The 22,762-nt window shown below is 75.4% G+C and carries 20 protein-coding genes; 14 read left to right on the top strand and 6 right to left on the bottom strand.

The window, feature by feature from the left end; genetic code table 11:
* Positions 1-107: 107 nt before the first annotated feature.
* Positions 108-719: a TetR/AcrR family transcriptional regulator gene (locus tag HK417_RS06220; RefSeq protein WP_222264450.1), complete on the bottom strand. Its 612-nt coding sequence runs from the start codon at positions 717-719 to the stop codon at positions 108-110.
* Positions 720-809: 90 nt separating this feature from the next.
* Between HK417_RS06220 and HK417_RS06225 the strand changes: the two genes are divergently transcribed.
* The 4 genes from HK417_RS06225 to HK417_RS06240 are packed head-to-tail and all read left to right on the top strand — an operon-like array spanning position 810 to position 5,292.
* A complete protein-coding gene (locus tag HK417_RS06225) occupies positions 810-2,147 on the top strand; it encodes an MFS transporter (protein ID WP_261325954.1) in 1,338 nt (445 codons plus the stop codon).
* Between the two features lie 41 nt (positions 2,148-2,188).
* Entirely contained in the window at positions 2,189-2,413 is a 225-nt protein-coding gene (locus HK417_RS06230; protein WP_222264454.1) for a hypothetical protein, read from the top strand.
* Between the two features lie 40 nt (positions 2,414-2,453).
* Positions 2,454-3,842: a pyridoxal phosphate-dependent decarboxylase family protein gene (locus HK417_RS06235; protein WP_222264456.1), complete on the top strand. Its 1,389-nt coding sequence runs from the start codon at positions 2,454-2,456 to the stop codon at positions 3,840-3,842.
* 4 nt (positions 3,843-3,846) lie between these two features.
* Positions 3,847-5,292 carry an NAD(P)/FAD-dependent oxidoreductase gene (locus tag HK417_RS06240; RefSeq protein WP_222264458.1) on the top strand — a complete coding sequence of 482 codons (1,446 nt, stop codon included), beginning with the start codon at positions 3,847-3,849 and terminating at the stop codon, positions 5,290-5,292.
* Between the two features lie 36 nt (positions 5,293-5,328).
* On the opposite strand, the gene HK417_RS06245 is transcribed toward HK417_RS06240, so the two are convergent.
* From HK417_RS06245 to HK417_RS06255, 3 genes are all read right to left on the bottom strand, one after another.
* Complete coding sequence (locus HK417_RS06245; RefSeq protein WP_222264460.1) at positions 5,329-5,964, bottom strand: DUF4333 domain-containing protein; 636 nt, start codon at positions 5,962-5,964, stop codon at positions 5,329-5,331.
* 95 nt (positions 5,965-6,059) lie between these two features.
* Positions 6,060-7,664 carry an alpha-amylase family glycosyl hydrolase gene (locus HK417_RS06250; protein ID WP_308123407.1) on the bottom strand — a complete coding sequence of 535 codons (1,605 nt, stop codon included), beginning with the start codon at positions 7,662-7,664 and terminating at the stop codon, positions 6,060-6,062.
* Positions 7,665-8,251: 587 nt separating this feature from the next.
* On the bottom strand, positions 8,252-9,400 hold the full coding sequence (locus HK417_RS06255) for a lysylphosphatidylglycerol synthase transmembrane domain-containing protein (protein ID WP_222264464.1): 1,149 nt from the start codon (positions 9,398-9,400) through the stop codon (positions 8,252-8,254).
* Positions 9,401-9,452: 52 nt separating this feature from the next.
* Here HK417_RS06255 and HK417_RS06260 point away from each other — a divergent pair, with 52 nt between their 5' ends.
* Positions 9,453-9,854, top strand: coding sequence for a DUF6221 family protein (locus tag HK417_RS06260; RefSeq protein ID WP_222264466.1), 402 nt, complete (start codon positions 9,453-9,455; stop codon positions 9,852-9,854).
* 2 nt (positions 9,855-9,856) lie between these two features.
* Here HK417_RS06260 and HK417_RS06265 read toward each other — a convergent pair whose 3' ends face one another.
* Entirely contained in the window at positions 9,857-10,519 is a 663-nt protein-coding gene (locus HK417_RS06265) for a phosphoribosyltransferase (RefSeq protein ID WP_222264468.1), read from the bottom strand.
* Between the two features lie 110 nt (positions 10,520-10,629).
* On the opposite strand from HK417_RS06265, the gene HK417_RS06270 reads away from it, so the two are divergent.
* From HK417_RS06270 to HK417_RS06310, 9 genes are all read left to right on the top strand, one after another.
* Positions 10,630-11,289 (top strand): dienelactone hydrolase family protein, encoded by a 660-nt coding sequence (locus HK417_RS06270; protein ID WP_222264469.1) that lies wholly within the window; start codon positions 10,630-10,632, stop codon positions 11,287-11,289.
* Positions 11,290-11,343: 54 nt separating this feature from the next.
* On the top strand, positions 11,344-12,474 hold the full coding sequence (locus HK417_RS06275; RefSeq protein WP_222264471.1) for a zinc-dependent alcohol dehydrogenase: 1,131 nt from the start codon (positions 11,344-11,346) through the stop codon (positions 12,472-12,474).
* 121 nt (positions 12,475-12,595) lie between these two features.
* On the top strand, positions 12,596-13,810 hold the full coding sequence (locus HK417_RS06280; RefSeq protein ID WP_222264473.1) for an ROK family transcriptional regulator: 1,215 nt from the start codon (positions 12,596-12,598) through the stop codon (positions 13,808-13,810).
* 262 nt (positions 13,811-14,072) lie between these two features.
* Positions 14,073-15,632 carry a sugar ABC transporter ATP-binding protein gene (locus HK417_RS06285; RefSeq protein ID WP_308123408.1) on the top strand — a complete coding sequence of 520 codons (1,560 nt, stop codon included), beginning with the start codon at positions 14,073-14,075 and terminating at the stop codon, positions 15,630-15,632.
* Complete coding sequence (locus HK417_RS06290; protein WP_222264475.1) at positions 15,629-16,771, top strand: ABC transporter permease; 1,143 nt, start codon at positions 15,629-15,631, stop codon at positions 16,769-16,771. Before HK417_RS06285 ends, HK417_RS06290 begins: the two co-directional genes overlap by 4 nt.
* A gap of 136 nt (positions 16,772-16,907) precedes the next feature.
* Positions 16,908-17,972 carry a substrate-binding domain-containing protein gene (locus HK417_RS06295; RefSeq protein ID WP_222264477.1) on the top strand — a complete coding sequence of 355 codons (1,065 nt, stop codon included), beginning with the start codon at positions 16,908-16,910 and terminating at the stop codon, positions 17,970-17,972.
* Between the two features lie 70 nt (positions 17,973-18,042).
* Positions 18,043-19,224 carry a Gfo/Idh/MocA family protein gene (locus tag HK417_RS06300; protein ID WP_222264479.1) on the top strand — a complete coding sequence of 394 codons (1,182 nt, stop codon included), beginning with the start codon at positions 18,043-18,045 and terminating at the stop codon, positions 19,222-19,224.
* Positions 19,221-20,384: a xylose isomerase gene (gene xylA, locus HK417_RS06305; protein WP_222264480.1), complete on the top strand. Its 1,164-nt coding sequence runs from the start codon at positions 19,221-19,223 to the stop codon at positions 20,382-20,384. Before HK417_RS06300 ends, xylA begins: the two co-directional genes overlap by 4 nt.
* 35 nt (positions 20,385-20,419) lie before the next feature.
* Positions 20,420-21,427 (top strand): sugar phosphate isomerase/epimerase family protein, encoded by a 1,008-nt coding sequence (locus tag HK417_RS06310; RefSeq protein WP_222264482.1) that lies wholly within the window; start codon positions 20,420-20,422, stop codon positions 21,425-21,427.
* A gap of 72 nt (positions 21,428-21,499) precedes the next feature.
* Here HK417_RS06310 and HK417_RS06315 read toward each other — a convergent pair whose 3' ends face one another.
* Positions 21,500-22,741 (bottom strand): PucR family transcriptional regulator, encoded by a 1,242-nt coding sequence (locus HK417_RS06315; RefSeq protein ID WP_308123409.1) that lies wholly within the window; start codon positions 22,739-22,741, stop codon positions 21,500-21,502.
* Between the last annotated feature and the right edge of the window lie 21 nt (positions 22,742-22,762).

Here is a 22,762-nt window from a genome sequence, read left to right on the forward strand (position 1 = left end):
GGCCTCTCATCGTCGCGCTCGCTGAAGAACTCGGCCGACTCGTGTCGGGAAGAGAAGCCGTGGGGACGACGCGCCCTCGAGGTGGGCCGGCGGGAAGCGTCGCCGGCTCAGCCGGTGGGGGAGGCCTGGAGCATCCGGCCGGTCAGCCATTCCGCGGCCACCTGCCGCGCGCGTTCCACCGGGTTCCCGGTGTCCAGCCCGGGGGCGACCGCCTGCCGCGCCATGCGCGCCAGCGCCCCGTCGTAGAAGGCGAGCAGACCGTCCGCGACCTCGGTGGGGTCCACGACCCCGGCCTCCTCGGCCAGCTCGGAAAGGCGCTCGGCAAGCAGCCGGGAGTCGGCGGCCAGCCACTGCTGGCCGGGGTGGTCCGGCGGCAGCTCGGTGGCCGCGGCGAGGAACGCGCAGCCGCGCCGGTTGCCCTCGGCCTCGCGGTACCGCACGACCGCGTCGAAGACCGACAGCAGCCGGTCGACCGGGTCGGTCCGCTCGGCGAGGACCTCGTCCCAGCTCTGCCGCCAGTGCCGGAAGCGGTGCTCCAGGTACGCCGCCACCAAGCCGTCCTTGCCGGCGAAGTGGGCGTACAGGGTCGCGGGTGACACCTGGGCGCGGGCCAGGACGGCGTCCACCCCGGTCGCGGCGATCCCGGACTCGTAGAACAGCTCGCCGGCGGCGTCGAGCAACCGCTGCCGGGCCGGTCGACTGGCAGGGGCACGGGTCATGCGCCTAGCATAACGATCGTTATGCTGAAACGATCGTTATGGTCGGCCTCGGGCTCGTCCAGTGGAGTTCCCGACCCTCACGCGCCGCGCATGCTGGTGATCAGCGGGCTGTTGGTCATCGCGGTCACCTACGGCCTGACCCGGTACGGGTTCGGCCTCTACCTGCCCCAGTTCCGGGCGGACCTCGGGCTCTCCTCCGGCGTCGCCGGCGGCATCGCTGCGAGCAGCTACCTCGCCTACTGCGTCGCGGCGGTCGTGGGGCTGCGGCTGGTCGACCGCGGGCGGGCGCGCGCGGCGCTGTGGGGAGCCGGCCTCAGCGCCGCGGTGGGCTCGCTGGTGGTCGCCGCTGCCTGGACGACGCCGGTCCTGGCCATCGGGGCGCTCGTCGCCGGCAGCGGAGCAGGAGCCGCGAGCCCGGCCCTGGTGGCCGCGGTGGCCGGCACCGTGTCGCCGTCCACCGAACCCCGCTCCCAGGCGGTGGTGAACAGCGGCACCGGGGCGGGGGTCATGTTCGGCGGCCTGGTGGTGCTCGCCTGGCCGGCGGAGTGGCGGTGGGCATGGCTCGGCTTCGCCGGGAGCGCCCTGCTCCTGACCTGGTGGGCCGACCGGTCCGCAAGCTGGAGCTCACCCGCCGACGAGCACGATCCGCCGAGTTCCGGGGTCCGGCCACGGCGCGTCGCCCCGGCGCTGGCCGCCGCGCTGCTTGCCGGCGCCGGGGGCGCCGGGGTGTGGACGTTCGGCCGGGACGTGATGACCGGGAGTGGCCTGTCCGCTCAGGTCACCGCCCTGCTGTGGTGCCTGTTCGGGGGCGCCGCCCTGCTCGGCGGCCTGAGCGGGAGCCTGGTGCGCGCCGCCGGCCTCACCGTCGCCTGGGTGGTCTCGGTCGGGGTGACCGCCGCGGGCACGGTCCTGCTCGCCTGGCGGCCGGGGACCGTCGTCGTCGCGGCGGCGGCGCTGGCGCTGTTTGGCAGCGGTTTCGTGGCCGTGAGCGGCGTGCTCATCGCCTGGGGGAGCCGACTGGCGCCGGAGGCGGGCGCGCAGGCCACGGCCCTGCTGTTCGTCGCGCTGACCATCGGCCAGGCCGCCGGCGCGGTCCTCCTCGGCGTCCTCACCGACGCCGCCGGCACCTCGGCCGCGTTCCTCACCGCCGCGGGCCTCGTGTCGGCCGCCGCGGCCGCCGCCCCGCACCGGGGGAAGTTCCCGGCGCCGGAATCCCCGGTGGGCGCCCGCGGCCTCGCCCGGCAGCACTCCTCCGGCGGTGACGGGCGACCCGCGTGCGCGGCCGTTGCGTCGGGCGGCGCCCTCCCACCGGCTCGTCAGCGTGTCCGGGACGACCGCGGGGAGGCCGCGACCGCGCGCTGCGCCGCCCGCGCGAGCCGGGACGGCGCCGGGTGCCAGACTTCGGCGTCCCGGGGGTCCCACACGTAGGCCAGGGTGCGGCCCGGCAGGTGCCGCGTACCGTGCGCCGCATGGGTGACCTGGCCCTCGCCGCCGAGGTCGTCGTGGCGGTCGTCGCGGTCCCGGTCGCCGTCGCGCTGCTCGGGCACCGGGCGCGTCGGCGGGGCATCGGCGGGTCGGTGCCGGCGCCCCTCGAGGAGATCGGGGACCCGGTGGCGAACCGGACCAACATCGAGGTCCAGGTGCACGCCGAGCGCACGACCCCCGCCCCGGCGCCCGGCGACCGCCGGCTCTGAGGACGCCCGGCAGCGCCTCCTCCGGTGGGAGCATGCCGGGATGGCGGACCTGCATGCGCTCCTCGCCGACGCGGCGGCCCGGGCCGCCGACCACCGGGCCTCGGTCGCCGACCGGCCGGTGGTGCCCGCGCCGACGGCGGCCGACGCCGTCCGGGCCGCGCTCGGCCCGCTGCGGGACGAGCCGACCGAGCCGCGCGCGGTGGTCGAGGAGCTGTGCCGGGCCGTGGAGCCGGGGCTCGTGGCCACCACCGGACCGCGGTACTTCGGCTTCGTCGTCGGCGGGGCGCTGGACGCGGCCACGGCGGCCGACATGCTCGCCGTCGGCTGGGACCAGCCGGCCTTCAACCCGGTGACCTCACCGGCCGCCGCCGTCGTCGAGGACGTCGCCGGCGCCTGGCTCGCCGAGCTGCTGGCCCTGCCTGCCACCGTGTCCGTCGGGTTCGCCACCGGGGCCCAGGGCGCCAACACCGTCTGCCTGGCCGCGGCCCGGCACCGGGTGCTCGCCGACGCCGGCTGGGACGTCGAGAGCGACGGGCTCGCCGGCGCACCGCGGATCGGCGTGGTCGCCAGCGAGGAGCGGCACGTGACCATCGACCGCTCGCTGCGGCTGCTCGGCATCGGCGCCGCCGCCGTGCAGCCGGTCCCCGCCGACACCCAGGGCCGGATCGACCCGGACGCCCTGGCCGGGACACTGGCCGCGTTGCCACCCGGCCCGACGGTGGTGTGCCTGCAGGCCGGCAACGTCAACACCGGCGCCTGCGACGACCTGGCGACCGCGGTCGAGCTGGCCCACCGGCGCGGCGCGTGGGTGCACGTCGACGGCGCCTTCGGGCTGTGGGCGGCGGCGAGCCCGCGCACCCGGCACCTGGTCGACGGGGTCGAGGGCGCGGACTCCTGGACGACCGACGGCCACAAGTGGCTGAACGTGCCCTACGACAGCGGCTACGCCTTCTGCGCCCACCCGCACGACCACCGCGCGGCCATGGCGTTCACCGCGGCCTACCTCACCGGGCACGGCGAGGAGGGCCTGCGCGCGCCGTCCGACTTCGTCCCCGAGTCCTCCCGCCGGGCGCGCGGCTTCGCGACCTGGGCCGCGCTGCGGGAGCTCGGCCGCACCGGCGTCACCGACCTGGTCGACCGGTGCTGCACCCTCGCCCGGCGGTTCGCCGACCACGCGGCGCGGCTGGACGGGGTGACCGTGGCCAACGACGTCGTCCTCAACCAGGTCCTGCTCCGCTTCGGTGACGACGACGCGGCCACCGGCGCGGTGGTCGCGGCGGTGCAGCGGTCCGGTGAGTGCTGGATGGGCGGCACCACCTGGCACGGGCAGCGGCTGATGCGGGTGTCGGTGTCGAACTGGTCGACGACCGCGGACGACATCGACCGGTCCGTCGCGGCGGTGGCGGCCGCCTGGACCGCGCTGCGCTGAGCCCGTGGCCAGGTCATCGTGCGAAACCGGCCCCCGGGAGCCGGACCGCGCCCGCACCGGCCGCGCCGTCGTGGTGGGCGCGAGCATGGCGGGGCTGCTGGCGGCCCGGGTCCTCGCCGACCACGTCGACCAGGTCGTCCTGGTGGAACGCGACGTCCTGCCGGCCGCGGCGGAGCACCGCCGGGGCCTGCCGCAAGGACGGCAGTTCCACGCTCTGCTCGCCCGCGGCCGCGCCGTCGTCGAGGACCTCATCCCGGGCTACAGCGAGGAGCTGCGGACCGCGGGCGGGGTGCGGTTGCGCCTCCCCACGGACGTGATCGTGCTGGGCCCGGCCGGGTGGATGGACCGCCGGGCCCGCGGCTGGGAGGCCGTGTCGGCCACCCGCCCGCTGATCGAGGCCGTCGTCCGCCGCCGGGTGCTCGAGCTGCCCGTCGTGACGCTGCTCGAGGGTCACGAGGTCACGTCGCTGACCGCCGCACGGGACGGCCGGTCGGTGACCGGCGTGACGGTGCGCCGGGTCGACGACGGCGGCACCACCGACCTGGACGCCGACCTGGTGGTCGACGCCGCAGGCCGGGGTTCCCGGGCCCCCGCGTGGCTGGCCGGGCTGGGGTACCCGGCACCCGCCCGGGAACAGGTGGACCCGAAGCTGGCCTACGCCGCTCGCCTGTTCCAGGTCCCGGCGGGCTTCTCCGCCGACTGGACCGCGGTGATGCTCACGTCGGCCCCGCCGACGGTCGCGCGGTTCGGCTACCTGTTCCCGGTCGAGGGGGACCAGTGGATGGTCTCGCTGATGGGGGCCGGTGGGCAGCATCCGCCGACTGACGAGGCGGGGTGGACGGCGTTCGTCCGCAGCCTGCGCCCCCCCGTGATCGCCGAGTGCATCGCGAGCGCCGAGCCCACGTCCCCGATCCGCGGGCACCACGGCACGACCAACCGCCGGTGGCGCTTCGACCGGATGCCGGACTGGCCCGAGCGGTTCCTCGTGGTGGGGGACGCCGTCACCGCCTTCAACCCGGTCTACGGGCAGGGCATGACGATGGCGGCCATCGCGGCCGAGACCCTCGGAGCCTGCCTGCGGGCGCACCGGGGCACGCACCGCCCCGGCGATCTGGACGGGCTCGCGGTCCGGTTCCAGCGGGCGCTGGCCCGCGTCGAGGCGCCCGCCTGGACGCTCTCGACCAGCGAGGACCTGCGCTACCCGACGACGACGGGGATGCCGGCGGGCCGGGGTCAGCGGGTGCGGCACTGGTATCAGGACCGGGTGGGCTCGGCCGCCACCGTCGACCCGGTCGTGGCCGACGTCTACGCCCGCGTGCTCGGCATGCTCGACCCGCCCAGCGCACTGCTCCGCCCGCGGGTGCTCGCCGGGGCGCTCCGGGCCCGCACCGGCGCCGGCCCCGCGGCACCGCCGCCACCGCGTCCGGCGGTCCGGACGACGCCGCGCTGACCCGGCGCCGGGCGGCGCCGGGTCAGCGTGCGGCGGTCACGCCTCCGTGTAGCTGACGCTGCCGTCGGCCGCGACGTCGGCGGTCACGTCGAGCGTGTCCGCGGGGTCGTCGACGTTGGTCACCGTGCACGGCACCGAGGTGGGCATGTCCTCGACCAGCACCCGGTGCTCGCCGTTGTCGCACACCGCGGACACGGTCAGGCCGTAGTCGGCGGCGACCAGCTCGGCGACGGCCTGCTCGACCTTCGTGACCAGCACGATCTGGTCGTCGAGCTCGAACTGCACGGTGCCCTCGTCGTCGGTCTGGCGGACGCTGTAGGTGACCGGCTGGCCGTCGATCCGGGCGGTGCAGGAGAACCCGGTGCCCGCCGCCACCTCGATGTCGTCCGGACAGCTCACGTCGGTGGCCGGGACGCCGATCTGCGTCTGGGTGTCCGCCGCGATCCGGTCGGCCACCTCGGCGGTGTCCAGCACCTGCGTGCCGAACATCGCCAGGGCGCCGCCGGCCAGGCCCAGGACGGCCAGTCCGCCGGTGACCGCGGCGATCAGGCCGGTGCGGCGCCGGCGCGGGGGCGGCGGCGCGTCCGGGGCGGGCGCGAAGGCGGCCGGCGCGGGGTGGGTGGGCGCGGGGTAGGCCGGCGGGGCGTAGGTCGGGGGCAGCTGCTGGGTCATGGTGGGCTCCTCGGTCGGGGTGTCACCGACACCCTGGACGGGACCTCTTGAAGTCCACTGAGAGCCGACTTGAGCCCGGGTTGAGACGCCCCGGCTCAGGCCTCCGCGAGCCAGATCGCGGTGTCCGCCGGCAGCGCCACGCTGCCCGCGGATCGCCGCACCCCGGTCGTCGACGCCAGCAGCACCGTGCCGCGGGTGCGCACCAGCGCCGTCTCCGAGCCCATGTTGACCACGCACCGGACGACGGACCCGTCCGCCGCGGTGCACCGCACGGTGAGGACGTCGCCGCGCCGGCTCACCGCCGCGTCGCCGGACCCGAGGGCCGGGTGGGCGTCGCGCAGGGCCAGCGCCCGCCGGTACAGGGTCAGCACCGAGCCGCCGTCCCGCGCCTGACGGGAGACCGCGTACTGGTCCCAGTCGGCGGGGATCGGCAGCCACGGGGTCGCCGCGTCGTCGGCGGAGAAGCCCACTCCGCGGTCGGCGTTCCACGGCATCGGCACCCGGCAGCCGTCCCGGCCCGCGCGGGCGCCGCCGCTGCGGAAGAAGATCGGGTCGAGCTTCGCCTCGTCCGGCACCTCCGCCTGCGGCAGGCCGAGCTCGTCGCCGGCGTACAGGTAGGCCGAGCCGGGCAGCGCCAGCACCAGCAGCGCCGCCGCGCGGGCCCGGGCGGTGCCGAGCGCGCCCCCGCCGAACCGGCTGACCTGCCGGTCCTTGTCGTGGTTGCCCAGCACCCAGGAGACCGGTGCCCCGACCGCGCCGAAGGCGTCCAGCGCCGTCCGCACGCCGTCGGCGAACGACTCCGCCGACCACGGCGACTTCAGCAGCCGGAACGAGAACGACTGGTGCATCTCGTCCGGGCGCGAGTACAGCGCCACCTGCTCCAGGTCGGCCAGGCAGACCTCGCCGACCAGCATCGTGTCGGGGTACTCGTCGCAGATCGACCGCCAGCGGCGCCAGACGTCGTGCACCTCGGGCTGGTTCCAGGTCATCGCCTGCTCCGGCCCGTGGCCGAACAGGGTGGGGGAGTAGGCACCCGGGTTGTCCCGCAGTCCGGCGTCCTTGAACAGGCCGTAGGCCACGTCCACCCGGAAGCCGCTCACCCCGCGGTCCAGCCAGAACCGCAGCGTCCGCTCGAAGTCGGCGGCGACGGCGGGGTCCCCCCAGTTCAGGTCGGGCTGCTCGGGGGCGAACAGGTGTAGGTACCAGCGGCCGTCCGGGGTCCGGGACCACGCCGGGCCGCCGAACAGCGACTGCCAGTTGTTCGGGGGCTCCGCCGACGGCGGGGCGAAGTGGTAGCGGGCCGCCTCGGGGGCGTCGGGGTCGGCCAGCGCGGCCTGGAACCAGGGGTGCCGGTCGGAGGTGTGGTTGGGGACGACGTCCAGCACGACCCGCAGCCCCAGCCGGCGCGCGTCGTCCACGAGCGCTTCGAGGTCGGCGACGTCGCCGTAGTCCGGGTCGACCGCCCGGTAGTCGGTGATGTCGTAGCCGCCGTCCGCGCCGCCGGACGGGTAGTGCGGGTTGATCCACAGCGCGTCGACGCCCAACCAGGACAGGTAGGGCAGCCGGGAGCGCAGGCCGCCGAGGTCACCGATGCCGTCGCCGTTGCCGTCGGCGAAGGAGCGCAGGTAGACCTGGTAGACCACGGCGTCGCGCCACCACGAGGCGTCGGAGGTGACCTGCGGGTTCGCAGAGGTCCGCACCGTTGCGAGCCGGGTTGCCATGTGGAGTAGATCGGCAGTCGGGCCCGCCGATGCCGTGTCCTGGATCACGAACCGGCGCCGTCCCGGCTGTCGACTGTCGCCAAGCCGCCGGTCGCCGGCGCCTCCGCACGGGGACGGCCGGGCCCTGGTGGGGCCCGGCCGTCGTCGCTGGGGTCAGACGGAGACGGTGCGGTCGGCGGTGGGGGCGTCGGCCGGGGCCGGGACGGCGGTGCGCGAGAAGCCCTTCGCGATCAGCCGGCGACTGCAGGAGCGCGAGTGCGCGTGCGCCGACCCCGGGCACGGCCGTGTCCAGCGCGGTGACGAGGTACGTCCAGAACAGCACGGGGTCGTCGTCCCGGGCGTCCAGCGACAGCCACGCCGTGGGCCGCCCTCCTGGGGCGGTGGCCAGCCATTCGGTGAGCAGCGTCGTCTTGCCGAACCCGGCCGGGGCCGAGAGCAGGGTGAGGGCGGCGTCCCAGCCGCGGCCGAGGCGCGCGCTCAGCCGCGGGCGCGCTACCAGGCCGGGTCGGCGGCGGCGGACGTGCAGCTTGGTCGCGAGCAGCGGGCCCGCCATGGAGGACCTCCGCTCAGCAGGAGGAACCCCGGCCGCCGGTCCCGGGGCCAGGGGGCTCCGACGGTAGAGGCCCCCCGCCCCCGGCGGCGGGTCCCGGGTCGCCGGGAGCGTCCGCGGCCGCGGGACGGCGGGGCATCGCCACCAGGAACAGGGCGCCGATCCCCAGGAGCAGCCAGAGGCTGGCCAACCGGTAGACCACCGCGGCCGGCACCGCCTCGCTGGCCGGCAGGCCCGCGGCCACCAGCGCGGAGGCCAGCGCCGCCTCCACCACGCCGATCCCGGCGGGGCTGACCCGGCTGGCCGACGCGAGCGCCCCGGCCGCCCAGACCAGCAGCAGCGCCTGCCAGGGGACGGCCGCGCCCACCGCCGTGACCGCCAGCGCCAGGGTCGCCGCGTCCAGCAGCCAGTTGAGCAGCGACCATCCGCCGGCCCCGGCCGCCCCCGCCGCGCCGAGCCGGAAGGAGCCCAGCGACACCAGCAGCCCGTCGACCCGGCTGCGCACCTCCGCCGCGCGCAGGGCCGGCACCCACCGGGCGAGCACCCGGACCGTCCTCTGCAGCAGGCGGAGCAGGAGGTCCCGGGTCCGCCCGTGCCGGAGGGCGAGCACCAGCACCACGACCGGCACGACCGCGGCCACGGTGGCGACGAAGGCGCCCACCGCCCCCACCACCGAGCCGGTGACCGCCGAGCCGACGGCGAGCACCAGGGCCAGGCTCACCGTGGACGCCACCCCGGAGACGGTCAGCACCCAGCCGACCAGGGCCCGGCCGTTGCCGAGGTCACGCAGCCGCCGGTAGGTGTACGCCGCGCCGGCGGCCGCGCCGGCCACCGGCACCCCGACCGAGAGCGCGTTGCCGGCGTACGCGGCCGAGGTCAGGGCACGCAGCGGCGCGTGGCCGCCGCCGACCCGCAGCAGCACCCGCTGCTGCAGCACCAGGCACTGCATGGACGCGAGCTGGACGACGGCGGCCAGCGCCAGCCACCGCCAGCGCACCCCGAGGAGGGTGTCCCACCACTCGCTGAGCCGGTGCCGGGCGAGGACCGCGGCGACGAGGAGAGCGCCGGCGGCGACGGCCGCGATCAGCGGGCGGACCCAGCGCCGTCGCCGGCCCGGAGAAGGGACCTCCGGTGCCGTCTCCTCGGTTGCCCTGACGCGCCGCACCCGACCATCGTCCCCGAGACGCGGGAGCGGCCGCGGCGGCAGGATGGCCGGCATGGACGTCGAGTCAGGCCTCGAGCCGAACCTGGACCAGTTCCTGCTCGCCCGGATCGCCGAGGACAAGCGGGTCGCCACCGACGCGGCGGGGGCGAACGGGCGCGAGGACTGGACCCCCGCGGACGTCCCCGGGGACTGCGGGCTGGCCGGTGCCGCCGCCGAGCTGGTCGCCCGGTACGACCCCGCCCGGGTGCTCGCCGAGTGCGCGGCCAAGCGCAAGCTCGTGATGGCCTGCCGGGACGCCCGGCCGGACCTGGCCTTCCTCGGCACCCGGCCCAGCGGCATGGCCGACTTCCCGCTCTCGCCCAGCGGACCGCACCAGCTGGCCGCCTTCGCCCTCGCCGTCCTCGCGATGCCCTACGCCGACCACCCGGACTACCGCGACGAGTGGCGCCCCTGACCTCAGCCGGGGCCCGCCGCGGCGAGCGCCTCGCGGACCTCCTCGTCCGTCGTGGCCCGGAAGTCGTCGTACGCCTGGCCCACCGCGGCGAGGTCCGGCGGCGCCCACAGGCAGACCACGTCGTCCACCTCCGCGGCGATCCGCGCGCACACGACCGGCGCGGCGACGGGCACGGCCACGGTCAGCCGGGCCGGTCCCTGCCGGCGGACGGCCGCGAGCGCGGCCCGCATGGTGGAGCCGGTGGCCAGGCCGTCGTCGACCACGACGACTGGACGCCCGGCCAGGCGGGTGGGGAGCCGGCCCTGCCGGTACGCCGCCTCCCGGCGGTGCAGCTCGGCGGTCTCCCGCGCCCGCGCCCGGTCGAAGGCGTCCTCGCCGAGCTGCAGGCGGCCCAGGACGTGCTCGTCGCGGACCGTCTCGATCTCCTCGTCCACCGCGGCGATGGCGCCCATCGCGAGCTCCGGCTGCCAGGGCACGCCGAGCTTGCGGACGACGACGACGTCGAGGGTCCCGCCCAGCGCCCGGGCCACCTCGGCGGCGACCACCACCCCGCCCCGCGGGAGCCCGAGGACGACGAGCTCCGGGGCGGCGTGCCCGGCGAGCGCTGCGGCCAGGGCGCGGCCCGCCTCGGTCCGGTCGGCGAACGGCGCGGTGCTCGCGGACATCGGGACCTCCTGGCTGCGGCTGCCCCCGTGCGGATCCCCGGCTCCTACCCGATCCGGGCCTGACCCATCGCCCGCCGGGGTAGGACTCCGGCGCCTGGAGGTGATCCCCGATGCCGGCCGACCGCCGCACCGTCCAGTTGCCCGCCGGAACGGTCGAGCTCGCCGGCGACCTCGCCGTGCCGCGCTCGGCCGCGGCCGTGGTCCTCTTCGCGCACGGCAGCGGCAGCAGCCGGCACAGCCCGCGCAACCAGCAGGTCGCCGCGGCCCTGCAGGAGGCCGGGTTCGGGACGCTCCTGCTGGACCTGCTCACCGCGGACGAGGAACGGGTCGACGAGCGCACCCGGGAGCTCCGCTTCGACATCCCGCTGCTGGCCGCGCGGCTGACCGCCGCCGCCGACTGGCTCGGTGCCGAGGGGGCGGCCGGGCTGCCGCTGGCGACCTTCGGCGCCAGCACCGGTGCCGCCGCCGCGCTGATCACCGCCGCCGACCGGCCGGACGTCGTCCGCGCGGTGGTCTCCCGCGGCGGCCGGCCGGACCTGGCGGGGACGGCGCTGGCGCGGGTGCGCGCCCCGACGCTGCTGCTCGTCGGTGGCGCAGACACCCAGGTGCTCGCGCTGAACCGGACCGCCGCCGGGCAGCTGACCGGCGTGTCCGAGGTGAGCGTGGTGCCCGGCGCCACCCACCTGTTCGCGGAGCCCGGCGCGCTGGAGCAGGTGGTCCAGCGGACGATCGCCTGGCTGCACCGCTGGCTGCCACCGCGGGCCGGCTGAGCGGGCCGGGCACCCGGTGGTTGCGTCCGGTCGGTGCGGGTAACCGGCCCGCTCGTGACCAGCCGAAACAGACCGACCGGCCGCCGGGTCCGCACGATCGGGGTCAGCGAGCCGGGGTGCCCGGTGCTGCTCGACGACGTCGAGCCCGAGCCGGGGCCCGGCCAGGCGTGGGTGCACACGCTCTGGAGCGGGATCAGCGCCGGCACCGAGGTGGCCCTGGTCCGCGGCACCGACCCGCACCACCGGATGGGCTGGGACCCCGAGCAGCGCTCCTTCGATCCGGGCGGTCTACCGGCCGGCTACCCGGTCCTCGGCCTGGGCTACATGGAGGTCGGCCGGGTCACCGAGAGCCGCACCGGTGTCCTCGCCGAGGGGCAGCTGGTGGCGCTGGCCTACGGGCACCGCACCGGGCGCTGCGCCGACCCGGCGCAACGCCCGGTCATCCCCGTGCCGGACGACCTCGACCCGCTGCTGGGCGTCTACCTGGCCCAGATGGGCCCCATCTGCGTCAACGGGCTGCTGCACGCCGCGGCGGCGTTCGCCGGCCCCGGCGCGCCGCTGGATGCCGGCGTGCGCGGCCGGCGGGTGCTGGTCACCGGCGCCGGGGTGATCGGGCTGATCACCGCGATGCTCGCGGTGCGGCACGGCGCGGCCGAGGTGCTGGTCGCCGAGCCGTCCGCGGAGCGCCGGGGGGTGGCCGCGGCGCTGGGCCTGCCCGCGGTGGACGACGCTGACGGGCAGGCCTGGCGCGCGGCCAAGGACCGCTGGCGGGCCGGGCCGGGGGACCGCGGCGCGGACGTCGCCTTCCAGTGCCGCGGGCACGACGCCGCGCTGGCGACCGCGCTCAAGGCGCTGCGCCCGCAGGGGGTCGTCGTCGACCTCGGCTTCTACCAGGCCGGCGCCGAGCGGGTCCGGCTCGGCGAGGAGTTCCACCACAACGGGCTGAGCGTCGTGTGCGCGCAGATCTCCCGGGTGCCACGCGGCATGGCGGGCACCTGGCCGCGGACGGCGCTGGCCGCGGTCACCGTCGACCTGCTGCGGGAGCGGGGGGACGACGTCCGCCGGCACCTGGTCACCGACGTCCTGCCGTTCGAGGCCGGGCCGGCGCTGCTGGCCGACCTGGCCGGCCGCCGGCTGCCCAGCCCGCCGCTGCAGGCGGTGCTGAGGTTCGCCGAGCCCGGCTGAAGGCGAGGCGCCCCGCGGGTCGCGCGGCGCGGGGGAGTGGACCGGCGGGGGCCCCCGGTCCACCCGGTCGGGCGATGCGGATCCCGGCCGCACGCCCCGGCGGACGTGCCACTATTGCGGCGTGGCGCACCCCTCCGCTTCGGCCAGCGCACTGTTGCGCCATGTACGTACCGGCCGCGCCCGCAGCCGGGCGGAGCTGGTGGCCCTCACCGGTGCGTCCCGGAACACGGTGAGCGCGCGGGTGGACCAGCTGATCGCCGCGAACCTGCTGGAGGAGGGCGGCCGGGGCTGGAGCACCGGCGGGCGGCCGCCCACGCTGCTGCGCTTCAACAGCCGCGCGGGCTGCGTGCTCGCCGTGGACCTCGGCGTGACGAGCGTCGACGTCGCGGTGACCGACCTGTCCGCGCAGATCCTCCAGACGATCGGCCATCCGATCGACATCGCCGACGGGCCCGACCTGGTGCTCGCGGAGGTCGACCGGCTGGCTCAGGAAGCGCTGGCCGCGGCCGGGCTCACCCCGGCCGACGTGTGCGCCGTGGGCGTGGGCGTGCCCGGGCCCGTCGAGTTCTCGACCGGCCGGCCGTTCCACCCGCCGATCATGCCGGGCTGGCACGACTACCCGATCCCCAGCGCGTTCGCCCGGTACGAGTGCCCGGTCTACGCGGACAACGACGTCAACGTCATGGCCCTGGGCGAGATGGGCATCGCCGGGTCCGACGAGGACGTGCTCGTCGTGAAGGTCGGCACGGGCATCGGCTGCGGGATCATCGTCGACGGCCGGGTCTACCGCGGCGCACAGGGCAGCGCCGGGGACATCGGGCACATCTCGGTGACGCCGCCGGACGGGCAGACCGTGATCTGCCGGTGCGGCAACGAGAACTGCCTGGAGGCCATCGCCGGCGGTGGTGCGCTGCTGCGCGACGCCCGCGCGGCCGGGGTCCCGGTGAGCACGACGCGGGAGCTGGTCGAGCTGGCGGCGCGCGGTGACGGCTCGGTCCTCGAGCTCGTCCGGAACTCGGGCCGGACCATCGGCACGGTCCTGGCCAGCCTGGTCAACTTCTTCAACCCGCACCGCATCGTCATGACCGGTGGCGTGGCCCAGGCCGGCGCGCCGCTGCTCGCCGGCATCCGCGAGGCGGTCTACGGACGCTCCATGCCCCTGGCCGCGCGGGCGCTGGACATCACCGTCAGCGACGCCCCGGACCTCTCCGGGCGGCTGGGCGCGGCGTTGATGGCGATCGAGGGCTTCCTCGACGAGGACTCCGTGCACCAGCTGTCCCGCGCCGACGAGCAGGCCGCCGGCGTGTCGCCGGCCGGCACCCGCACCGGCCGCTGATCCTGGACCCCCACCGCCCGTCCCGTTCCCGACGGGGCGGGTCCCAGCCGCGCGCCTGCCGGCACGTCGGGTGGGACGCGGACCCCGCGGGGCGTTTTCACCCGGTGGGAGGTTGCGGTTCTGTAACCGCCCGGTGCGGCCCTTGACCCGTGTGTGGCGCGGGACATAGTGTCCGGCCTCACGAACTTCTGTTCAGTGCTGAGCATAAGTAGGAGATGGTGACAGTGTCCGAAGCCTCGTCCCAGGTCGGCGGAGCGTCTGCGTGAGCGCGCAGACCGCCGCGTCGCCGACGCTGCTCGAGATGCACGGGATCGTGAAGCAGTTCCCCGGCGTCCGGGCCCTCGACGGTGTGGACCTCGAGGTCCGCGCCGGAGAGGTCCACTGCCTGCTCGGCCAGAACGGCGCGGGCAAGTCCACCCTGATCAAGGTCCTCGCCGGCGCGCACCAGCCCGACGAGGGACACATCACCTGGGACGGCGCCCCGGTCACCCTCGGGGACCCGCAGGCGGCCATGACCCTGGGGATCGCGACCATCTACCAGGAGCTCGACCTGGTCTCCGGGCTCACCGTCGCGGACAACGTCTTCCTCGGCCGGGAGCGCAGCCGGCTCGGGCTCACCCGGCCCGCCCAGGCCAACCGGGCGGCCGGTGAGCTGCTCGCCCGGCTGGGGCACCGGGAGATCCGGCCCACCGCTGAGGTCGGCTCGCTGTCCGCCGCGCAGCAGCAGATGGTCAGCATGGCGCGCGCCCTGTCCCAGGACGCCCGGCTGATCGTCATGGACGAGCCCTCCGCGGTGCTGGACAGCGAGGAGGTCGACCACCTCTTCCAGGTCATCCGCGACCTCACCGACGAGGGCGTGGCCGTCGTCTACATCTCTCACCGGCTGGAGGAGATCCGCCAGGTCGGCGACCGCATCACCGTCCTCAAGGACGGCCGCACGGTCGCCACCGGCCTGCCGGTCCAGGAGACCCCCACCCGCGAGGTCATCACGCTGATGACCGGCCGGACGATCGAGTACGTCTTCCCGCCCCGCCGCGCGCTGCCCGACGAGGAGGCCGCGCCGCTGCTGGAGGTCGCCGGCCTCTCGCTGGCCGGCAGCTTCAGCGGCGTCGACTTCGACGTGCGGCCGGGTGAGGTCGTGGGCCTGGCCGGCCTGGTCGGCTCCGGCCGCTCGGAGATCCTCGAGACCATCTACGGCGCCCGCAAGGCCACCACGGGCACGGTCCGGGTGGGCGGCCGCAAGCTGCGCACCGGGGACGTGGCGGGGGCCGTGGACGCCGGCGTCGGCCTGGCGCCCGAGGAGCGCAAGAGCCAGGGTCTGTTGCTCGGCGACCCGGTCTACCAGAACATCAGCATCTCCAGCCTCTCCCGGTTCACCCGGGGCGGCTTCCTCACCGGCCGGCCGGAGAAGGTCGCGGCCCGCGAGCAGGTGCGCGCGCTCGACGTCCGGCCCCCGGACGTCGACCGCGAGGTCCGCACCCTCTCCGGTGGTAATCAGCAGAAGGTCGTGCTCGCCCGCTGGCTGCTGCGCGACTGCCGGGTGCTGCTGCTGGACGAGCCGACCCGTGGCGTCGACGTGGGCGCCCGGTCAGAGATCTACGCCCTGATCCGGGCGCTGGCCGACCGCGGCGTGGCCGTCGTCGTCGTGTCCAGCGAGATCCCGGAGGTGCTGGGCCTGGCCGACCACGTGCTGGTGGTGGCCGACGGCGCCGTGGTCGCCAGTGCCCCGGCGGACGAACTCGACGAGCACAAGGTGCTCGACCTCGTGATGGAAGCAGCGGACTCCACCTCGGGAGCCGCACGAGAAGGGGACGTGGCATGAGCGACACCGCGACGACGACGACGCGGGCCGACGGCCCGGCCGGCGGGACACCGGCGCGACGCAACCGGGGGGGTGGCCCGGGCCTGCTCTCAGGTCCCCTCGGGCGCAACCTCGGCCTGGTGATCGCGCTGGTGCTGCTCTGCATCGCCGGGATCGCGACGGCCGGGGACCGGTTCGCCGACGTCGACAACGTGCTGACCATCCTCCGGCTGGCCGCCGTGATCGGTGTGGTCAGCGTCGGGATGACGTTCGTCATCATCGGCGGTGGCATCGACCTGTCGGTGGGGGCCATCGTCGCTCTCTCCTCGGTCTGGGCGACCACCCTGGCCACTCAGGCCATGGCCGCCGACGTCCACTGGATCGTCATGGTGGGCACCGCTCTCCTGGTCGGCGCCGCGTGCGGCCTGGTCAACGGCGTGGTCATCGCCTACGGGAAGCTGGTCGCCTTCATCGCGACCCTCGCGATGCTCGCCGCCGCCCGCGGCCTGGCCGAGATCATCGCCAACCGGCGCACCCAGATCGTGCAGGACCAGAGCTTCATCCGGTTCTTCTCCGGCGACGTGCTCGGCATCCCCACCCTCGTGATCATCTTCGCGCTGGTGGCGGTCCTCGGCTGGGTGCTGCTCAACCGGACGCGGTTCGGCCGGCACACCTTCGCCGTCGGCGGCAACGCCGAGGCCGCCCGCCTGGCGGGCATCCGGGTCCAGCGGCACACCGTGTACCTCTACGTCCTCTCCGGCGTGGCCTGCGGCATCGCCGCGGTCATGCTGATGGCCCGCACGACGACCGGCAGCTCGACCCACGGCACCCTCTACGAGCTGGACGCCATTGCCGCGGTCGTCATCGGCGGCACGCTGCTCATCGGTGGCCGGGGCACGATCGTCGGCACCGTGCTGGGCGTGCTGATCTTCACCACGCTGAGCAACGTCTTCACGCTCAACAACCTGTCCAGCTCCGCGCAGGCGGTGGCCAAGGGCGTGATCATCGTTGCCGCCGTCCTGCTGCAGCAGCGGGTGGCCAACCGCAACCCCCGCCGGCGCGGGCTCCGCGGCGGAACCCCGGAGGCGGCGGGCACGAGCATCCCCGGCAGCCCCTCCGGCACCCCCACGCCCGGCGCAGCCGCCGGCCCCACGACCTGATCCCGGCGCGGCGAAGACCGCCGCGGAGGGATCAGCACCACCAGCGGACCGCCGGTCCGCTGTCGCACCACCCTGACCAGCCCACCACGACGACCTGGCCATCGGTGCCAGGGAGGCGATCCGCGAGGAGAAGCACATGTCTGCAACGAGGCAGCGCCGTTTTCGCCGCCTGATGACCACCGCCGTCTGCGCGGTCGGGGCCACCGCCCTGGTCACCGGGTGCACCAGCAACACCCCTGAGAGCGAGGGCAGCAGCGGCGGCGGCGGCGGGAGCAACAACGCCGCCAGCGCCAACGACGACCCGGGCGACACCGTCCGCATCGGGTTCTCCGCGCCCGCCGCCGACCACGGCTGGATGGCCGGCATCACCGAGGCCGCCCGGGCCGAGGCGGAGAACTACGAGGACGTCGAGCTGATCGTCGCCGAGGGCACCAACGACGTCAGCGCGCAGATCAGCCAGGTCGAGACCTTCATCAACGACGGCGTCGACGCGATCGTGCTGCTGCCCTTCGACGGCGCCGCGCTGACCCCGGTCGCGCTCGAGGCGATGGAGGCCGGGATCCCGGTCATCAACGTCGACCGCGAGTTCGACAGCCCGTTCGCCGCCCGCGCCACGATCCTGGGCGACAACTACGGCATGGGCGTCTCGGCCGGCACCTACGTCTGCTCGCAGCTGGGCGACACGCCCGGTGCGGTCGTCGCCGAGATCGCCGGCATCGACTCCCTCCCGCTGACCCAGGACCGCAGCCAGGGCTTCGCCGACGCGCTGGCCGACTGCGGTCTCACGGTCAGCAACCGGGTGGCGGCGGACTTCACCGTCGAGGGCGGCGAGGAGGCGGCGGCGAACCTGCTGCAGGCCGCGCCGAAGATCGACGCCCTCTGGAACCACGACGACGACCAGGGCGTCGGCGTCCTGGCCGCGATCAACAACGCCGGCCGTGACGAGTTCATCATGGTCGGTGGCGCCGGCTCGGCGAACGCGATGCGCAGCATCCAGGCCGACGACTCGGTGCTGAAGGCCACCGTCATCTACCCGCACACCCAGGCGGCGGACGGCGTGAAGCTCGCCCGGCTGGTCGCGCAGGAGAAGAGCCTGTCCGACCTCGCCTCCCAGGGCGTGCCGCGGCGGACCGTGCTCGACGCCCCCGTCGTGACCGCCGACAACGTCGACCAGTACATCGACGCTGCGTTCGAGTCCTGACCGGCCGACCGGGGCCGCCGGTGACCTGACCCGGTCACCGGCGGCCTCGGTCCTCTTCCTGGAGCCCAGCATGTCCTCAGCAGTCCGGCCGGCGCTGCGTGTCGGCCAGATCGGCTACGCCTTCATGGGCGTCGCACACTCCCACGCGTGGCGGACCGCGCCGCGCTTCTTCGACCTCCCGCTCGCCCCGCAGCTGACCGTGCTGGCCGGCCGGGACGCCGCCGCGGTGACCGCCGCCGCCGACCGGCTGGGCTGGGCGGGCACCGAGACCGACTGGCGCCGCGTCCTCGAGCGGGACGACGTCGACCTGGTCGACATCTGCACCCCGGGCGACACCCACGCCGAGATCGCGATCGCCGCGCTCGAGGCCGGCAAGCACGTGCTCTGCGAGAAGCCGCTGGCCAACTCCGTCGCCGAGGCCGAGGCGATGGTCGCGGCCGCCGAGCGCGCCGCCGGCGCCGGTGTGCGGGCCATGGTCGGCTTCACCTACCGGCGGGTGCCGGCCATCGCGCTGGCCCGCCAGCTGGTCGCGGAGGGGCGGATCGGGCAGGTCCGGCACGTCCGCGCGCTGTACCTGCAGGACTGGATCGCCGACCCCGCCGCCCCCATGTCGTGGCGGCTGGACCGGGACAAGGCCGGCTCCGGGGCGCTCGGCGACATCGGGGCGCACATCGTCGACCTCACCCAGTTCATCACCGGGGAGACCCTCACCGGGGTCAGCGCGCTGGTCGAGACCTTCGTCAAGAAGCGGCCGCTGCCGGCCAGCAGCGGCAAGCTGGGCGGCGTGGGCGGTGAGGGCATGGGTGAGGTCACCGTGGACGACGCCGCGGTGTTCCTCGGCCGGTTCACCGGTGGCGCACTGGCCACCTTCGAGGCCACCCGCTTCGCGCTGGGCCGCAAGAACGCGATCCGGATCGAGGTCAACGGCTCGGCGGGCAGCCTGGCGTTCGACTTCGAGGACATGAACGTGCTGCAGTTCTTCGACGGGGCCGAGCCGGCCGCGACCGCCGGCTTCCGGCGGATCGTGGTCACCGAGCCGGAGCACCCCTATGTCGCGGCGTGGTGGCCGGCCGGCCACGGCCTGGGCTACGAGCACGGCTTCACCCACCAGGTCGTCGACCTGGTCAACGCGCTCGCCGCCGGCGAGCAGCCCACCCCGTCCTTCGCCGACGGGCTCCAGGTCCAGCGCGTGCTCGCGGCCGTCGAGCGCAGTGCGGCGGACCGATCCAGCTGGACGGAGATCCCCGCATGACCGGTCCCTTCACGCCCACCAGGGACGACAAGTTCAGCTTCGGGCTGTGGACCGTCGGCTGGCAGGGGGTCGACGTCTTCGGCGGCGCCGTCCGCCCGCCGCTGGACCCGGTGGAGTCGGTGCACCGGCTGGCCGAGCTCGGCGCGGCCGCCGTCACCTTCCACGACGACGACCTGGTGCCCGACGACGCCACCCGGCAGGCCACCCTCGACCGGTTCACCGCGGCGCTGGCCGAGACCGGGCTGGGCGTGGAGATGGCCACCACCAACCTCTTCGGGCACCCCGTGTTCAAGGACGGTGGCCTGACCGCCAACGACCGCGAGGTCCGCCGGTACGCGCTGGCCAAGGTGCTGCGCAACATCGACCTGGCGGCCGAGCTGGGGGCGCAGACCTACGTGCTGTGGGGCGGGCGCGAGGGCGCGGAGTCCGGCGGCAGCAAGGACGTCGCGGCGGCGCTGGACCGCTACAAGGAGTCGATGGACCTGCTCTGCGGCTACGTCCGGGACAAGGGCTACGACATCCGCTTCGCCCTGGAGCCCAAGCCGAACGAGCCCCGCGGCGACATCTTGCTGCCGTCGATCGGGCACGCGCTGGCCTTCATCAACGAGCTGGAGGAGCCCGACCGGGTCGGCCTCAACCCCGAGGTCGGGCACGAGGAGATGGCCGGCCTGAACTACGCCCAGGGCATCGCCCAGGCGCTCTGGCACGACAAGCTCTTCCACATCGACCTCAACGGGCAGCACGGCCCCCGCTACGACCAGGACCTCCGCTTCGGCGCGGGCAACCTGCGCGGGGCGTTCTGGACCGTGGACGTCCTGGAGGGTGCTGGCACCGGTCCCCGCTACGACGGCTACGTGCACTTCGACTACAAGCCGCCGCGCACCGAGGACCCCGAGGACGTCTGGGTCACCGCCGCGGCGTGCATGCGGAACTTCCTGGTGCTGCGGGAGAAGGTGCGGGCGTTCCGCGCCGACCCGGAGGTCGTCGAGGCGCTGGCGGCCGCGCGGGTCGACCAGCTCGCCGTCCCGACCCTGGGGGAGGGGGAGTCGCTGGACGCGCTGCGCGCCGAGCAACACGACCCCGACGCCCTCGCCAGGCGAGGCATGCACTTCGAGCACCTGGACCAGCTCGCCATGGAGCACCTGTTCGGCGTGCGCTGACCCGTCCCCCCATCCCACCTCCGAGGAGGAGAGACATGCCCCGTCCCGTCACCCTGTTCACCGGCCAGTGGGCCGACCTGCCGTTCGAGGAGGTCTGCCGGCTGGCCTCCGACTGGGGGTACGACGGCCTGGAGATCGCCTGCTGGGGCGACCACCTGGACGTCGAGCGCGCCGCCAACGACGACTCCTACGTCGCCGACCGCAAGGCCCTGCTGGAGAAGTACGGCCTGGCGGTCTACGCCATCTCCAACCACCTCAACGGCCAGGCCGTCTGTGACGACCCGATCGACGAGCGGCACCGCGGCATCGTGCACCCGCGGGTGTGGGGCGACGGCGACCCCGAGGGCGTCCGGCAGCGGGCGGCCGAGGAGATGAAGCTGACCGCCCGCGCGGCGGCGAAGCTGGGCGTGGACGTCGTCGTCGGTTTCACCGGGTCGAAGATCTGGAAGACCGTGGCGATGTTCCCGCCGGTGCCCGAGTCGATGATCGAGGACGGCTACGCGGACTTCGCCGCCCGCTGGAACCCGATCCTCGACGTGTTCGACGAGGTCGGGGTGCGCTTCGCGCACGAGGTGCACCCGTCGGAGATCGCCTACGACTACTGGACGACGGTCCGCACCCTCGAGGCGATCGGGCACCGCGAGGCGTTCGGCCTCAACTGGGACCCGAGCCACTTCGTCTGGCAGGACCTGGACCCGGTCGGGTTCCTCTGGGACTTCAAGGACCGGATCTACCACGTCGACTGCAAGGACGCGAAGCGTCAGGTCGGCAACGGCCGCAACGGCCGGATGGGGTCGCACCTGGCCTGGGCCGACCCGCGCCGCGGCTGGGACTTCGTCTCCACCGGGCACGGCGACGTCCCGTGGGAGGCGTGCTTCCGCATGCTGAACACGATCGGCTACGCCGGCCCGATCTCGGTCGAGTGGGAGGACGCCGGGATGGACCGCCTCGTCGGCGCGCCCGAGGCGCTGGAGTTCGTCCGGCGGCTGGCGTTCGACCCGCCGGCCGCAGCGTTCGACGCCGCCTTCTCCAGCGGCAACTGATCCACCCCGAACGGGGCTGACGAGTCTGGGGGCTCGGCAGCCCGGCCCCACCGTCGCGCGCCCAGCGGTGCCTCAGCTCCCGCGAGGTGCCGCTGGGCGCGCGACGGTGTCGGCCGCCTCGGGATCGGGGCGGCTGCCCAGCGCGAGGGTCAGCGCCAGGACGGTCTGCGGGTCGTCCAGCCGGTCGCCGTAGAGGTCGCGCAGCTGCCCCATCCGGTACCGGACGGTCTGCGGGTGCACGAACAGCGCGGCCGCGATCTGCTCCCGCCGTCCGTGGTGCAGCAGCCACGCGCGCAGGGTCGCGGTCAGCTTCTCCTGCGCCCCGGGGCCGAGCTTCGCGAGCGGGGCCAGTGCGGCGGTCCGGAGGTCGGCGAGCGCGTCGGGATCGGCGCGCAGGACCAGGTCGGCCAGCCGCTGCTCGGTGTCCAGCGGAGCCGGCGCCGGAGCGGTCATCCCCAGACGCATCGCCCGGAGCACCCGCTCGTAGGACGCGGCCACCTGCGCCCACGGCCGGGGCGGCCCGACGGCCGCCGACCGGCCCTCCAGCGTGCGCAGCAGCGTGGGACGGGCCCGCTCGCCCGCGTCGGGCACCAGCAGCACGGCCAGGTCGGCCACCGGGTCCAGCCCGGGGGCGTCGTCGGTGACCTGCAAGGTGCGCGGGTCCAGCAGCGCGCGGGCGCCGCGGGCCCGGTCCTCGGGCAGGACGACGGCGGTCAGCGTCCGCGGCGGCGGCCAGTCGGCCCGCTGCGCGGCGACCGTGAGGTCGTGCGGCGGCCGCCCGGCCAGCAGCAGGGCGCCGAGCCGCTCCAGGTGCTGCCGGCGGGCCCGGCCGGTGCTCTCCAGCTCGTCGGTGTGCCCGGCCACGCTGGAGGCGGAGAGCTGGTCGATGTAGGCGAACACCAGCTCGGCGAACCGGGCCACGGCGCCGACCTCTAGCCCCGCCGTCACCGCGGTCTCGCTCATGTGCCGCCACGCCACCCGGGCGCCGACCCGGTAGGCGGCCAGCAGCGCGTCCATCGCCCGCCCGCTGCGCGCCTCGCCGCGGCCCAGCGCGTACGCACCCTCCAGCGCCGGGCCGATCGGCTGGCTGGGGTCCGCGCCGCCGGGCCGGGACGCCAGCTCCAGGAACCCGCCGAGGGCCAGCTGCACGGCCCGACCGATCGCCTGGCCCATCTCGCCGGTGAAGGCGTCGGCGTAGCTGGGGACCTCCACGACGATGGTCGCCACGGTGCGCTCGGCGACGGCGGGAAGCTGGGCCTGCATCGCGGCCACCACCGCGGGCGGGAAGACGATCGGGTCGCTCGCCGGACTCACCCCTTCTTTGTTCGGTGGGAA

Source organism: Modestobacter marinus, assembly GCF_019799945.1.
Lineage (GTDB): Bacteria > Actinomycetota > Actinomycetes > Mycobacteriales > Geodermatophilaceae > Modestobacter > Modestobacter marinus_B.